The sequence below is a fragment of the Massilia aurea genome (genome assembly GCF_040790145.1).
Taxonomy (GTDB): Bacteria; Pseudomonadota; Gammaproteobacteria; order Burkholderiales; family Burkholderiaceae_D; genus Telluria; species Telluria aurea_C.
In genome coordinates, this window is record NZ_JBFMMP010000009.1 from 160,681 (window position 1) to 175,354 (window position 14,674).

The window sequence follows — 14,674 nt, forward strand, 5'->3', positions numbered from 1 at the left end:
GAACTCGGTACATACAATGCCTTTCACGAAAACGTAAAAGCCGGCTTGCGCCGGCCTCGTTGGAACTCAAGCCACGTCAGAATTCGTAGCCCACCTTGGCGATGATCTGCCGCGGCGCTATATATTCATTGCTGGTCTGCCCGATGCCATACGGGTCGGTAAAGCGCGAGTTGATGCCGTTCTTGTTGCCCAGATTCGACGCCGACAGCGAGAACGTCCAGTTATTGTCGTTCGGCTTATAGTCGACGTGCAAATTCACCAGCGTGTAGCTCGGCACCTGATCCAGACCGCCCTGGTTGAACATGCGGTAGATGAAATCGCCGCGGTAGATCACTTCCAGGCGCGGGGTGACGATACCACTCGACAGCGGCAGCGCGTAGGCGGCATTGAACGAACCTTGCCACTTCGGCGTTTTCGCCGTCGACTGGCCGTTCAGGTTCTGCGCCTTCGGCACCAGTGCAGCAGCGCAGGCCGGCGTCGGATAGCTGGTGTAGTACGAGCCGCAACCAGCTGTCGTGGCCACTGCCGACGCGATGCCCGCAGCGTCGTAGGTAAAGTAGTCGCCCACGACCTTGCTGCGCATGAAGGTCAGGTTGCCGTTCAGGCGCAGGCGGTTTTCCAGCGCCAGGTACGACACTTCGGCCTCGATGCCGCGCGAGCGCACCTTTGGAACGTTCGCGATCCCGCCCTGGTAAGGATTCGGATCGTTGGCCAGGTATTGCAGGTTGCGGTAGTCGTACAGGAAGGCCGCCACGTTCACGCGCAGTTTATTGTTCAGGAACTGGTTCTTGGAGCCGATCTCGAACGCGTTGATCGACTCGGGTTCGAACAGGTGCGCCACCATCACCGAGCGCGGATTGTTGTTGACGCCACCCGGTTTGTAGCCGTGCGTGAGGCTGGCGTAGACCATGCTTTGCTCGGCGAGGTCGTAGTTGGCTTCCAGCTTGCCGGTCGGTTTGCTGGTGGTGTTCTGGAACCAGTTACCAGTACCACCGCTGATCTCGTCACGGTTATAGCGGGCGCCGGCCGTCAGGCGCAGGTCGTCACTGACGTGGTAAGTGCCTTGTGTGAAGACTGCATACGACTTGCGCTCTCCGTAGGCGTCCTGCGTGAACAGCAGATTGTACGGCCGCACGGTGAACGGCCGTGGCGGCAGATCGAAGTTGGGATTGGCATCGGTGCCGGCGAATTCGACCACATAGCCATTGCTGTTCTGGCGCATCAGGAACACGCCGGCCTGCCAGTCGACCTTCCCGCCCGGCAGCGAGGCGATCGAGAACTCCTGTGTGTAGTTGTCGAGCTTCGTGTTCCAGGCAGCGACGTTGTCGTAGCGGCCCAGCGTCGCGTAGTCGAGCCGCGAGCCGTTCATGCGTTGCTGGTGGTCGAGGCGCTGCGAGCTGGTGATCGATTTGAGCGTGGCCCACGGCAGCGCATACTCCAGGTTCAGCGCGTACAGGTCGGCGCCCAGCTTGAAGCGGCTCGCGTAATCCTGCGTGAGCACGCGCGGGTTCGGATTCGGATCGAGGATATTCTTTTGCGCGGCGCCGGGCTGGTTGGCGCGGTACCACTGGCCGGTGAGCGTGGCCGTGAAATTGCTGCCCGGTTTCCACAAGAACGCAAGCTTGCCGCTGGCGTCGTGCGCTGCGTCGAGATCGAAGCCGTAAGTCGAGCGCGCGAAGCCATCGTGGTCGTATTTCTGCAGCGACGCGCGCATGGCCACCGTCTCGGCGAGCGGCACATTGACCGCGGCGCGCACCTGCGTGAGGTGGTAGTTGCCGACACTGATGTCACCGCTGCCGCTGGTCTCGCCGAGCTTGGGCTGCTTGCTCACCAGGTTGATGGTACCGCCGGTCGAGGCCATGCCCGACACCGTGCCCTGCGGGCCGCGCAGGACTTCAAGGCGGTCCAGATCGAACAGGCTCTGATTGAGCGAAATGCTGTTGGCGATATACACGCCATCGACGTGCAGCGAGACGCCGGGCTGCGTTTGCAGCGACGCTTGCGGCGTCTCGGAGCCGACACCGCGCACGGTCACCACGGTTTCGAAACCGGCGCTCTTGGAGATCGACATGCCCGGCACCTGGCCATTCAGGCCAGCCAGGTTGACCACGTTGGCCTTGCCCAGCGCATCGCCCGAAATCGCGGTGACGGCCAACGGCGCCTCTTGCAGATTGACGCGCCGTTTTTCGGCGGTGACGATGATCTTCTCGATGCCGCCTTCCGACTTGGCCTGCGGTTCCGGCGCATCCGCTGGCGCCGGCTCGGGCGCAGGTGAATCCGGCGCGGCATGCGCCGCCTGGGCACTCAGGGCCAGCGCGATCATCACGCCTGGCCAGTTAATGCGCGTACCCGGGACGGGCATCTTGTTTGTACTGGACATTGCAACTCCCTCGATTGGTAAAAGCGCAAAGCCGGCTGGCCTCGACCAATTCAGGATGCCTCACATGTGCCGGCCGATTCTTGTACTGCGGCGCACAAAAAATGTGTTCGCGGCGTATCGCTGAACGAACCGAAAAACGCGACAAGTTTTGCTGCGCCCTGATTCAAGACCAGCACGCAGCGCTCGCCGATACTCGCCGCATCGACATCTTGAGGGGAACACACAATGAGCGCGGACCAGACGCCGGCCACCATGCCGACCTTTTTCATTCCACACGGCGGCGGCCCCTGCTTCTTCATGGACTGGACGTTGATGGGCGGCCCGGCCGATACCTGGAACGACCTGGAAGCGTTCCTGCGCGGCCTGGGCGACCGGCTGCCGGGCAAGCCGAAAGGCATCCTCGTGATCTCGGGCCACTGGGAAGAAAAAGTCTTCACGGCCTCGACCAACGAACACCCGGCCATGATCTACGACTACAACGGCTTCCCGCCCCATACCTACAAGCTGAATTATCCGGCGCCCGGCGCGCCCGAGCTGGCCCACCAGGTCGTGCGCCTGCTCGAAGCGGCCGGCCTGCCGGCCGCCACCGACAACACGCGCGGGTTCGATCACGGCGTGTTCGTGCCGTTCTTGCTGATCGACCCGCAAGCGTCGATTCCGGTCGTGACGCTGTCGCTGAAAACGGATCTGAACCCCGAAGACCACCTGGCCGCCGGCCGCGCGCTGGCCAGCCTGCGCGACGAAGGCATCCTGATCGTCGGCTCGGGCATGAGCTACCACGATATGCGGGGGTTCCGTACACCGGCCGCGCGCGCACCGTCGGCGACCTTCGATGCGTGGCTGACGCAGGCCGTCGAAGCCGAACCCGAGCAGCGCTGGCGCGCACTGGCGCGCTGGAGCGAAGCGCCGGCCGGCCGCGCTTCGCACCCGCGCGAAGAACACCTGTTGCCGCTGATGGTCGCGGCCGGCGCGGGCCATGCATCGAAAGGGACTAAACCGTTTACAGACAACGTGATGATGGCCGATATCTCGGCTTTCCAGTTCGGCTGACCCTCCCCCTCAACTTCATCGAGACACCACCATGAGCAAACCAAATACCCTGATCTTTGTCGACCTGCCGAGCAGCGACCCGGCCGCCGCGGCGCGCTTCTACGCCGAAGTCTTCGGCTGGCGCAACGATGAAAAGCCGGCTGGCGTGTATCACCGCATGGTCCCGGGCGGGAACTTCAAGAACAGCGACGGTACCGACAGCGCGATCGGTAATCTGCACCTGGGCATCTTCGACGCCGCCAACGCCCGCCCGCATCCGAACAAGGACGGCGTGGAGCCGCGCACGCTCAGCACTGACGGACGCAAGCCGCGCATCTGGATCCTGATCGGCGACGATACAGCCGACCGCATCCTGGCCGCGGCCGAAGAACGGGGCGCGACCATCCTGTGGCGCGACCATTACTGGAGCACCTTCAACGGCTACAATGGCGCGTTCGAAGACCCGTGGGGCAACGAGATCCTGTTGTGGGGCAAAGGCGGCGATGCGCCGGCAATACCGGGCACGTTCACCACGGAGTAACTCGTCCCATTTCACCTTCAAGAGTTCTTCATGATCGTCGTCATCGGCAGTATCAATATGGACCTGGTGTTGCGCGTGCCACGCATGCCCCTGCCAGGTGAAACGCTGACCGGCGGCGCCTTTCGCACCATCCCCGGCGGCAAGGGCGCCAACCAGGCCGTCGCCTGTGCACGCTTGGGCCATGCGCCCGTGGCGATGATCGGCTGTCTGGGGGACGACGCCTTCGGCCACACGCTGCGTGCGGCGCTGGTGGCCGACGGCATCGATGTCAGCCACGTCGCGGCGCTGCCGGGCGTGGCGTCCGGCATTGCGTCGATCCTCGTCGACGCCAATGGCCAGAACAGCATCGTCATCGCCGGCGGCGCCAACGATCTGCTCAGCCCCGCCCATATCGACGCCGCGCTGCCGCTGCTGCAGCGCGCCAGCGTCGTCGTGCTGCAGCTGGAAACGCCGCTGGCGACGATCGCCCATGCAGTCAATCTGGCGCATTGCCTGGGCAAGACGGTGGTGCTCAATCCGGCGCCTGCGGCCAGCCTGCCGGCAGCCGTGCTGGCCCAGGTCGATTATCTGATTCCCAACGAGATCGAAGCGGCCATGCTGCTTGGCGCCAGTGCGTCTGCGCCGGCCGAGCCGCGTGATCAGGCAGCGGCGTTGCGCTCGTCCGGTTGCCGCAATGTGCTGGTCACGCTCGGCGCCAAGGGCGTGCACGCGGCGCTGGAAAGCGGCAGCCAGGACTTCCCTGCGCACGCCGTTGAGGCGCTCGACACCACTGCCGCCGGCGACACCTTCATCGGCGGCTTCGTCGCCGCACTGGCGGTGGGCGCCGATGCCGCGGCCGCCATCGGCCAGGGCCAGCGCGCCGCCGCCATCGGCGTCACACGCGCCGGCGCCCAGACTTCCATCCCATACCTGCACGAGCTGTAACGCTCTCGAGGCCCGCTCAGGCCCGATCCGCCGCAATCCGGGCTTCAAGCGCCTGCGGCGTGCGCCGGGCGTACCTGCCCGCGATCACCGCGCACACCAGCAACTGCACCTGGTGGAACAACATCAACGGCAATACGATCATGCTGATGCTGGCGGCGGGAATCAGCACGTGGGCCAGCGGAATACCGGTGGCCAGGCTTTTGTTCGAGCCGCAAAACACGATCGTGACCTCGTCAGCCCTGGAAAATCCGCAGCGCCGCGCCAACCAGGTCACGGTCGCGATGACCAGCGCCAGCAGCACGATGCACACCACGATCAGGCTGCCCAGCATGACCAGCGGCACCTTCGACCACAGCCCGGCCACCACGGCCGCGCTGAACGCCGAGAACACCACCAGCAGAATTGAGCCCTGGTCCACGGCTTTCACCAGGCTTTTGTGGCTATCCACCCAGCCACCGATCCAGCGCCGCGCGACCTGGCCGGCGATGAATGGCAGCAGCAACTGATACACGATCGCCAGCACGGCATCGACCGATGCACTCGCCCCGGCAGCGGCCGGCATCGCCAGGCTGACGAGGAGCGGCGTGAGAAAAATGCCGAGCAAGCTCGACAAGGATGCGCTGCAGACGGCGGCCGGCACATTGCCCCTGGCTGCGGCCGTGAAGGCGATCGAGGACTGCACGGTGGACGGCAACAGGCACAGGAACAGGATGCCCAGGTACAGCTCGGGTGTAAGCAGCAGGAGGATGGCGGGCTCGAACAGCAGCGCCAGCACGGGGAACAATGCGAAGGTGCACAGCAGCACCAGCAGGTGCAGGCGCCAGTGGGTGGCGCCGGCGATGACGGCGGCGCGCGAGAGCTTGGCGCCATGCAAAAAGAACAGCAGGCCGATCATGAAAACGGTGACATACTTGAGCCCGGCGGCGATGCTGCCTTGCGCGGGGAAGAGGCTTGCTGCGGCCACGGTGGTCAGCAGCATCAGGGTCATTCTGTCGGGTAAGAATCGGGATTGCATTCGTAGGCCTTTCGCGCAGCGAGAATATTCGTCAGCTAGTGTAGCCGCCCGAATATCAGAACAATTGTCTCTGGACGCACGGTGATAGAGGGGGATGCTGAAGAAGACGAGCCACCAAAGAGAAAAGCCACCTCGCGGTGGCTTTTTTCATCGTTCTTGGCGGAGACGGTGGGATTCGAACCCACGATACAGGTATAAGCCGTATGCATCCTTAGCAGGGATGTGCCTTCGGCCACTCGGCCACGTCTCCAATCAGTACCAACGTTTCCGTCAGCGCTGAGTGCAAGCATCTTAAGGGTTGGTGCTCATTTGGTCAAGAAAACACGCCCAAAAAATTGCAGAACTGCTTAACTTTGTTCGAGGTTGAACGACTTGTGCAGGGCGCGGACAGCCAGCTCCATGTACTTCTCGTCGATCAGCACCGAGATCTTGATTTCGGACGTCGAGATCATCTGGATATTGATGCCCTCTTCCGACAGCGTGCGGAACATGTCCGAGGCCACGCCGACGTGGCTGCGCATGCCAACGCCCACGGCCGAGACCTTCGAGACCTTGGCGTCGCCCACGATCTTGGCCGCGCCCAGGATGTCTTTCTGGGCTTCGAGCACGTTCATCGCCTGCACGTAGTCATTGCGCGAGACCGTGAAGGTGAAGTCGGTCTTGCCGTCCACCGACTGGTTCTGGATGATCATGTCGACTTCGATATTGGCTTCGGCGATCGGGCCCAGGATGTGGAAGGCGACGCCCGGCTTGTCCGGCACGCCCAGGACGGTGATCTTTGCTTCATCGCGATTGAAGGCGATGCCGGAGATGACGGCTTGTTCCATATTGCTTTCTTCCTCAAACGAAATCAGGGTACCGGAGCTGGCTTCTTCGGCCAGTGGCATCAGGGGATCGGTCAGCGACGACAGCACGCGCGTCGGCACCTGGTAGTTGCCCGCGAATTCCACCGAGCGGGTCTGCAGCACTTTCGAGCCCAGCGAGGCCAGCTCGAGCATTTCTTCAAAGGTGATCTTCGACAGGCGGCGCGCCTCGTCGACCACGCGCGGGTCGGTCGTGTAGACGCCGTCGACGTCCGTGTAGATCAGGCATTCGTCGGCCTTCAGCGCCGCCGCAATGGCGACCGCCGAGGTATCCGAACCGCCGCGGCCGAGGGTCGAGATATTGCCGTCCTCGTCCATGCCCTGGAAACCCGTGATGATGACGATCTTGCCGTTGGCCAGGTCGCGCAGCACGCGCGTGTCGTCGATCGACTGGATGCGCGCCTTGGTGAACGACGAGTCGGTGCGGATGCCTGCTTGCCAGCCAGTGTACGAGACGGCATCCTTGCCGATGGCCAGCAGGGCCATGGCAAGCAAGCCCACGGACACCTGCTCACCGGTCGAGGCGATCATGTCGAGTTCGCGCGGATCGGGCTGGTCCATGATCTGCTTGGCCAGGCCAATCAGGCGATTGGTCTCGCCCGACATGGCGGACGGCACGACAACGATTTGGTGACCAGCGTCATGCCACTTGGCCACGCGGGCCGCGACATTCTTGATACGGTCCGTCGATCCCATCGACGTCCCGCCGTATTTGTGGACAATTAAAGCCATATCAGGAAGGGTTCCAGCTTGGGTAAGGATCAAAAGGGGACCCTTACTCTAGCATGGTGCATCGCGGCATCACAAGGCTAGTCGGCGCAAAAGCTATACGAAAAGAAAATAACCTAATGCGTTTCGCAACGAAGCCGCCTAGACAAGTCAGGCAGCGGACGCTTCCCAGCGTAGTTCGATCAGCCCCTCGCCTGCGTCCAGCAGATGCTGGCAATCCATGCCGATGCCGGCCGCGAACAGCAGGTCGCGCCCGCGGCTGACGGTCGGCAGCCGTTCACGCTCCCAGGCCGGCACGCCCAGTGCCTGGAAATGCGCCTTCAACCCGCGCGTGGGCCGGTTGGCTGCCGTCTTCAGCCGCTCGCCACCCTTGCGGAAATCGATCATCAACGGCAGCGCCCGTAACCAGGCGGCGTCGAAGCCATGTTCAGCTGGCACAAAATGCAGCACGCCGCCATACGCCGGAAACGCGATCGACGCTTCACCCTGCCAGCGGAAACGCTCCCCTTCCTTCACGAACACGCCGAGATCGTCCGGGTCGCGCATGCCACTCAGCTCCGGCAGGTGCGGCGTCAGGAACAGCTTGCCGCGATGGCGGCGAATATGACAGTCGGGATGCGTGACTTTCAACTGCGCATCCTCGCGCGCCGAGAACAATTGCCACACCATCTCTGCCAGCCATGCCGTCGATGGCATCGCCAATCCGCGCGCGGCAAACAGGTGGCGCAGGCAATTGTCGATGCGATCGGCGCTGAGTGCGCCCAGCACCGCCAGATCGACGGCGTCGCCAACCAGGCAGGCGGCAAGGTCTTGCGCCGCCAGTTCTTCCAGCATGCGCTGGGCCGATGCGACATGGGCCGCGCCGCGCGCCAGGCGCGCCTGGAAGCCGGGGAAGTTCGCGGCCAGCGCCGGCATCACCTGGTGGCGCAGCGCATTTCGCGCATAACGTGCGTCTTCGTTGGATTCATCCTCGACCCAGGCCAGCGCGTGCGTGGCCGCATACGCCTCGAGCGCGGCGCGCGGCTGCGTGAGCAACGGCCGCGCCATCACGGTGGCGTCGTCGCCCAGCAAGCCGGGCGAGCGATTGGCCGCTTCCATGCCCGACAGACCGGCCGGGCCCGAGCCCCGCAGCAATTGCAGCAGCACGGTTTCGGCCTGGTCGTCGAGGTGATGGGCGGTGAGCAACAGCGATGCGCCGTGCGCGCGGCACATGGCGCCCAGCGCCGCGTAGCGCGGACGCCGCGCGGCCGCTTCCACGCCGGAACCATCGGCCGCAATGGTCACGCGGCGATGGTCGAACGGCACACCCAGCGCAGCGCAGCTGCGCTCGCAATGCGCAAGCCAGGCGTCGGCGTTCGGGCTCAGTCCGTGGTGAACATGGAAGGCGGATAGTCGAATGCCCTGTTGCGTGCACCAGGCATGGGCCAGGTGCAGCAAGACCATCGAATCGAGGCCGCCGCTGAGGGCGATCGCGATCGAGGCGGGGGCGTACTGGGTGTGCAGGCGCGCGAGCGCCTCGTTACATGCTGCCGGGACCGATCCGGCTGGATCGGTCCCGCGATTGGTTCTGCTCACTGTTGCAACTCACTCGGTTCGCTTGCTTGCCTGGCTTACACGTCGGACTCACTCTTCCCGCGGCAGCGTTTCCTTGAACTTACCGTATGCCATCAGCTTGGCGTGACGGGCTTCGAGCAGGTCCTTGGTCTTCATGCCCTGGAACTGGCGCAGCGTGTCGGCCAGTGCGCGCTTGAGCAGTTGCGCCATCTGTTTCGGATCGCGGTGCGCGCCGCCGAGCGGCTCGTTGACGATCTTGTCGACCAGGCCCATGGCCTTCAGGCGATGCGCGGTCAGGCCAAGAGCGTCGGCGGCTTCGGGCGCGCGCTCGGACGTCTTCCACAGGATCGACGCGCAGCCTTCCGGCGAAATCACCGAGTACGTCGCGTATTGCAGGATCAGCACCGCGTCGCCCACGGCAATGGCCAGCGCGCCGCCCGAACCGCCCTCACCGATGATGGTGGCGATCAAAGGCACTTTCAGTTCGGCCATCACGTACAGGTTGTGACCGATGGCCTCGGACTGGCCGCGCTCTTCGGCTTCGATGCCCGGGAACGCGCCTGGGGTGTCGACAAAAGTAAAGATCGGCAGGCCGAATTTTTCGGCCAGCTTCATCAGGCGCATGGCCTTGCGGTAGCCTTCGGGCTTGGGCATGCCGAAGTTGCGCATCGCGCGCTCTTTGGTGTCGCGGCCTTTCTGGTGACCGATGACCATGCAGGGCTGGCCGTTGAAGCGGGCCAGGCCGCCGATGATCGACTGGTCGTCGGCGAAGGTGCGGTCGCCGTGCAGTTCGTGGAAATCGGTGAAGATCGCGTTCACGTAATCCATCGTGTACGGACGCTGCGGGTGACGCGAAATCTTCGACACTTGCCACGGAGTCAGCTTGGCATAGATGTCTTTGGTGAGCTGCTGGCTTTTCTTGTCCAGGCGATCGATCTCCTCGGAGATATCGACGGCGGAATCATCTTGTACGAACCGCAGCTCTTCAATCTTGGAATCGAGCTCGGCGATCGGCTGCTCGAAATCGAGGAAAGTTAATTTAGTCATTGTAACTCCGGGGGTAATGTCTTGGCCGCGCCGTGAGGCTGCGCGGCGGATCAGGGCGCTATTCTACCGTAAGCCGGCGGCGCTTCGGGGGCTCAAACCCGGGAGCTCAAGCCGCAGGGGCGACCGGGTCCAGGCTGCGCCACAAATACCATGTCGCCACCGTGCGCCAGGGTTCCCAGTTCGCGGACACCTCGCGCGCATCGCTGCGCGATACTGGTTCGCCTGAGAAATAGTTTTGGCTGATGCCCTGGATGAGGCCAGGATCGTCGAGTGGCAGCACGTTCGGCCGCAGCAGATTGAATATCAAAAACATCTCGGCGGTCCAGCGGCTGATGCCGCGAATCCGGATCAGCTCGGCGATAACCGCTTCGTCATCCATTTCCGACCACAGGTCGGCATGCACGCGCTTGGCCTTGAAATGATCGGCCAGGTCGAGGATGTATTCGGTCTTGCGCTTGGACAGGCCGCAGCCCGACAGCTCCACGGCGCCGAGCTTGATGATCTGGCTCGGGGCCAGTTTCGGGCACACGGCCAGCAGCTTGCCCCAGGCCAGGTCGGCCGCTTTTGGCGTGACTTGCTGACCGACAATCGAGCGTGCGAGCGTGGTGAACGGATCGGGCTGGCCGCGCAGGTGCAGGTCGCCGAACTGCGGGATCAGCTTGTTCATGATGCGGTCGCGCTGCATCAGCTCGCGCTTGGCTTCGGCCCAGTAGATCGGCACGGCAAGTGCGTCGTGCGCTGGCGGCGAAACGCTGGCCAATGCAGCCACGCTGCCCGACTTGTCCTTGTTCGCTGGCATTATGTACGGCGCCAGGTCGTTCCGTCGGCCTTGTCTTCCAGGACGATGCCCGCCTCAGTCAATTGCTTGCGGATAGCGTCGGCGCCGGCGAAATCGCGCGCTGCCTTGGCGGCGGCGCGGCGTGCAATTGCATCCTGGATCGCCGCTTCGTCGAAACCGCCCTCGCCCGCATCGGGGCTGCCCGCCTGCAGGAACGCTTGCGGCGCACGCTCGAGCAGGCCCAGCACGGCGGCAAGCGCCTTGAGCTGGCGGGCGGCGTCCAGCGACTTGGACCGGTTGACCTCGCCGGCCAGGTCGAACAGCGCGGCCACCGCCAGCGGCGTGTTGAAGTCGTCGTCCATTGCATCCCGCACGCGCCTGGCGTGGGCTTCGTCCCAATCGACCGTCACCGGCTCACTGCCCAGGTCGATGCCATTGAGCGCCGTGTACAGGCGGGTCAGTGCGGCCTTGGCGTCGTCGATATGGACGTCGGAATAGTTGAGCGGGCTACGGTAGTGGGCGCGCAGGATGAAGAAGCGCACGACTTCGGCGTCGTACTTCTTGAGCACGTCGCGGATCGTGAAGAAGTTGCCCAGCGACTTGGACATCTTCTCGTTATCGACGCGGACAAAACCGTTATGCAGCCAGTAGTTGACCATCGGCGCGCCGAACGCGCCCTCGGATTGGGCGATCTCGTTTTCGTGGTGCGGAAACTGCAGGTCGGCGCCGCCACCGTGGATGTCGAAGTGTTCGCCCAAGGTTGCGCACGACATGGCCGAGCACTCGATGTGCCAGCCCGGCCGGCCCTGGCCCCACTGCGAATCCCATTTGGCCTCGGCAGGCTCGGATTCTTTCGCTGCCTTCCACAGTACGAAGTCGAGCGGATCGCGCTTGCCGGTATTGACGTCGACGCGCTCGCCGGCGCGCAGGTCGTCGAGCGATTTACCGGAGAGCTTGCCGTAACCGTCGAAGCCGCGCACGGCGTAGTTGACGTCGCCATCGTCGGTCTTGTAGGCCAGGCCTTTTTGCTCGAGCTTGTCGATGATCGACAGCATCTGCGGCACGTATTCGGTGGCGCGCGGCACGACGGTCGGCGGCAGAATACCGAGCGCGGCCGTGTCTTCGTCCATGTACTGCACGAAGCGGCTGGTCAGTGAACCGATGGTCTCGCCATTTTCAACGGCGCGCTTGATGATCTTGTCGTCGATGTCGGTGATGTTGCGCACGTAGTTGACGTCGTACCCGGACGCCAGCAACCAGCGGTACACCACATCGAATGCCATCATCATGCGCGCGTGGCCGACGTGGCAGTAATCGTAGACGGTCATGCCGCAGACATACATGCCGACCTTGCCGGCGACCTTGGGAACGAATACCTGCTTGTCACGCGCCAGCGTGTTGTAGATCTTGAGTTGGCTCATTGAATTTTCGGTTCGAACAAGGCCGGCGAACCGCCGCCAATACCGCAACGACCGTCCCGGCGCAGCACTCTCTGCGCGCCAGCCGGACGGGTGCGGCGTGGGGTTCGCCTGGGTCCTCGGTGTTATTCTTATTTGATAGAATGGGACGTTTATTTGTAAACGCTTCTTGTAAAGTATAGCATTGATAAAAACACGGCTGGCCCCATACGGACCAGCTTTATTTTCGGGACAACCCTTGACAGCGCCATGCGCGCGGTCCATCACAGGAAGCCAGATGTCATCGTCACTCAACCGCCGCTTCGCCCTCGTGCGCATGGCTGGCGCCACCGCCGCCCTCGCCTGCGGCCTGCTGTTCCCGGGCACCGTGCTGGCGGCTGACATGCCCCAGTATTCGATCAAGACCAGCATGGGCGAGATCGTCGTCGAGCTCGATAACGAAAAAGCGCCCAAGACGGTGGCCAACTTCGCGGCCTATGCCAAGTCGGGCTTTTACAAGGGCACGATCTTTCACCGCGTGATCGATGGCTTCATGATCCAGGGCGGCGGCATGAACGAAAAGTTCGAAGGCCGCAAGACGCTCAAGCCCGTGCAGAATGAATCGAACAATGGCCTGTCGAACCAGCCGTACACGATCTCGATGGCGCGCGAAGACAACCCCGATAGCGCCACATCGCAGTGGTTCATCAACGTGGCCGACAATTCGGGCATCGATCATCCGTTCGTCGGCGGCTCGGGTTACACCGTGTTCGGCAAGGTGATCAAGGGCCAGGAAACCGTGGACAAGATCAAGGCGGTGGTGGTCGACGACGTGCGCGGCATGCAGAACGTGCCGGTCGTGCCGATCAAGATTACGTCCGTGACGCTGCTTCAGCGCGACAAGCTAGTAAAATAACGGCTCAGCCGCGCCAGCGTCCGGCGCGCACGCTTATAAACCAAACTACAAGGACACATCATGACGACTATCCTCATCACCACGAACCAGGGCAACATCACCGCTGAACTGGACGCTGAAAAAGCACCGAAGACCGTTGCCAACTTCATCGACTACGTCAACAAGGGCCACTTCAGCAACACGATCTTCCACCGCGTGATCAAGGACTTCATGATCCAGGGCGGCGGTTTCGAGCCAGGCATGAAGCAAAAGCCGACCCCGGCAACGGTCGAGAACGAAGCCAAGAACGGCCTGAAGAACGACAAGTACACGCTGGCCATGGCCCGTACGTCGGATCCGCACTCGGCATCGGCCCAGTTCTTCATCAACACCAAGAACAATGCCTTCCTCGACTACCCGGGCCAGGACGGCTGGGGTTACGCCGTGTTCGGTAAAGTCACCGAAGGCCAGGAAGTCGTCGATGCACTGAACAACGTCAAGACGGCCCGCGGCGGCATGCACTCCGACGTGCCGGTCGACGCTGTCATCATCGAGAAAATCGAAGTCCTGTAATGCGCGGCGCGCACCAGCATCTGCCCTTCCGATGACGCTGCCTGCGCGCCCGTTCGCGCTGTTCATCTCCGACCTGCACCTGCAGGTCTCGCATCCGCACACAGTCGATGCGTTCCTGCATTTTTTGACTGCGCACGCGGTGCATGCCGAGCAGCTGTACCTGCTCGGCGATATCTTCGAATACTGGGCCGGCGACGATGATCTCGCCGATCCGTTCCACCAGACCATTATCACCGCGATCCGCGCTGTCTCCGACGCCGGCGTGGCCGTGTTCTGGATCGCCGGCAACCGCGATTTTCTCGTCGGGCCCGGCTTCGCAGATGCGGCGCACTTGAGCATCCTGCAAGAACCCCATGTGATCGAGGCTGGCTGGCGCCGTATCGCGCTCGTGCATGGCGACGCGCAGTGCACGCTGGATACCAAATACATGGCGTTCCGTGCCCAAGTGCGTGATGCGGCATGGCAGGCGCAGTTTCTCGGCATGCCGCTGGCGCAGCGCAAGGGCATCATCGCCGGGCTGCGTGAAGGCTCGCGCGAAGCGCACACCGGCAAATCGTACGAGACGATGGATGTCACGCCAGAGGCGGTAGCGGATGTCTTTGCATCGTTTGATGCCGACGTGATCATTCACGGGCACACGCACCGGCCGGCCGTGCATGCGCACGGCGACAAGCTGCGCTATGTGCTGCCCGACTGGGAACTCGACGATGATCCGGCCCGTGGCGGCTGGATCGCGTTATACCCGGATGGCACCATTACACCGGTAGGGTTGGCGCGGCCGGCCGAGGCGGCTTCGCCGCCGACGCGTTCAAACAACGCGTGACGGACTCGAGCGCGGGCCGATTACGCTGCGGTTGAACGCGTCGGCGGCGTAGCCGCCAACCCTTGTATCTTGTTCTCATTGGTGGTTAGCTACTACCAATTGAGGTGAAGACCAGCTTGTGCCAAC

At 63.2% G+C, this 14,674-nt stretch carries 13 protein-coding genes and 1 tRNA gene; 6 read left to right on the top strand and 8 right to left on the bottom strand.

Going from position 1 to position 14,674, the window contains the following annotated elements:
- Positions 1–76: 76 nt before the first annotated feature.
- Positions 77–2,380 (bottom strand): TonB-dependent receptor, encoded by a 2,304-nt coding sequence (locus AB2N08_RS14585; RefSeq protein WP_367611381.1) that lies wholly within the window; start codon positions 2,378–2,380, stop codon positions 77–79.
- 225 nt (positions 2,381–2,605) lie between these two features.
- Between AB2N08_RS14585 and AB2N08_RS14590 the strand changes: the two genes are divergently transcribed.
- From AB2N08_RS14590 to rbsK, 3 genes are read left to right on the top strand one after another with little or no spacing between them, the layout of a single operon-like run.
- The gene (locus AB2N08_RS14590; protein WP_367611382.1) at positions 2,606–3,430 is read left to right on the top strand and encodes a DODA-type extradiol aromatic ring-opening family dioxygenase; all 825 of its coding nucleotides are present in this window, start codon (positions 2,606–2,608) and stop codon (positions 3,428–3,430) included.
- A 31-nt stretch (positions 3,431–3,461) separates the two neighbouring features.
- Positions 3,462–3,950, top strand: a complete 489-nt coding sequence (locus tag AB2N08_RS14595) for a VOC family protein (RefSeq protein ID WP_367611383.1) — start codon at positions 3,462–3,464, stop codon at positions 3,948–3,950.
- A gap of 30 nt (positions 3,951–3,980) precedes the next feature.
- A complete protein-coding gene (gene rbsK / locus AB2N08_RS14600) occupies positions 3,981–4,874 on the top strand; it encodes a ribokinase (RefSeq protein ID WP_367611384.1) in 894 nt (297 codons plus the stop codon).
- A 16-nt stretch (positions 4,875–4,890) separates the two neighbouring features.
- On the opposite strand, the gene AB2N08_RS14605 is transcribed toward rbsK, so the two are convergent.
- From AB2N08_RS14605 to cysS, 7 genes are all read right to left on the bottom strand, one after another.
- A complete protein-coding gene (locus AB2N08_RS14605) occupies positions 4,891–5,862 on the bottom strand; it encodes a bile acid:sodium symporter family protein (protein ID WP_367611385.1) in 972 nt (323 codons plus the stop codon).
- A 184-nt stretch (positions 5,863–6,046) separates the two neighbouring features.
- A tRNA-Ser gene (locus AB2N08_RS14610) sits at positions 6,047–6,139 on the bottom strand.
- Positions 6,140–6,236: 97 nt separating this feature from the next.
- A complete protein-coding gene (locus AB2N08_RS14615; RefSeq protein WP_367611386.1) occupies positions 6,237–7,484 on the bottom strand; it encodes an aspartate kinase in 1,248 nt (415 codons plus the stop codon).
- Positions 7,485–7,631: 147 nt separating this feature from the next.
- On the bottom strand, positions 7,632–9,056 hold the full coding sequence (tilS, locus tag AB2N08_RS14620) for a tRNA lysidine(34) synthetase TilS (protein WP_370662420.1): 1,425 nt from the start codon (positions 9,054–9,056) through the stop codon (positions 7,632–7,634).
- Between the two features lie 48 nt (positions 9,057–9,104).
- The gene (locus tag AB2N08_RS14625) at positions 9,105–10,082 is read right to left on the bottom strand and encodes an acetyl-CoA carboxylase carboxyltransferase subunit alpha (protein ID WP_367611388.1); all 978 of its coding nucleotides are present in this window, start codon (positions 10,080–10,082) and stop codon (positions 9,105–9,107) included.
- Between the two features lie 106 nt (positions 10,083–10,188).
- The gene (locus AB2N08_RS14630; RefSeq protein ID WP_367611389.1) at positions 10,189–10,881 is read right to left on the bottom strand and encodes a DNA-3-methyladenine glycosylase family protein; all 693 of its coding nucleotides are present in this window, start codon (positions 10,879–10,881) and stop codon (positions 10,189–10,191) included.
- Entirely contained in the window at positions 10,881–12,281 is a 1,401-nt protein-coding gene (gene cysS, locus AB2N08_RS14635) for a cysteine--tRNA ligase (RefSeq protein ID WP_367611390.1), read from the bottom strand. The genes AB2N08_RS14630 and cysS overlap by 1 nt, the downstream gene beginning before the upstream one ends.
- A gap of 274 nt (positions 12,282–12,555) precedes the next feature.
- Here cysS and AB2N08_RS14640 point away from each other — a divergent pair, with 274 nt between their 5' ends.
- Genes AB2N08_RS14640 through AB2N08_RS14650 form a run of 3 tightly spaced genes read left to right on the top strand, consistent with a single transcriptional unit; the run spans position 12,556 to position 14,548 of the window.
- Entirely contained in the window at positions 12,556–13,173 is a 618-nt protein-coding gene (locus AB2N08_RS14640; protein ID WP_367611391.1) for a peptidylprolyl isomerase, read from the top strand.
- Between the two features lie 60 nt (positions 13,174–13,233).
- The gene (locus AB2N08_RS14645) at positions 13,234–13,725 is read left to right on the top strand and encodes a peptidylprolyl isomerase (protein WP_367611392.1); all 492 of its coding nucleotides are present in this window, start codon (positions 13,234–13,236) and stop codon (positions 13,723–13,725) included.
- A 31-nt stretch (positions 13,726–13,756) separates the two neighbouring features.
- A complete protein-coding gene (locus AB2N08_RS14650) occupies positions 13,757–14,548 on the top strand; it encodes a UDP-2,3-diacylglucosamine diphosphatase (RefSeq protein ID WP_367611393.1) in 792 nt (263 codons plus the stop codon).
- The last annotated feature ends 126 nt before the right edge of the window (positions 14,549–14,674 follow it).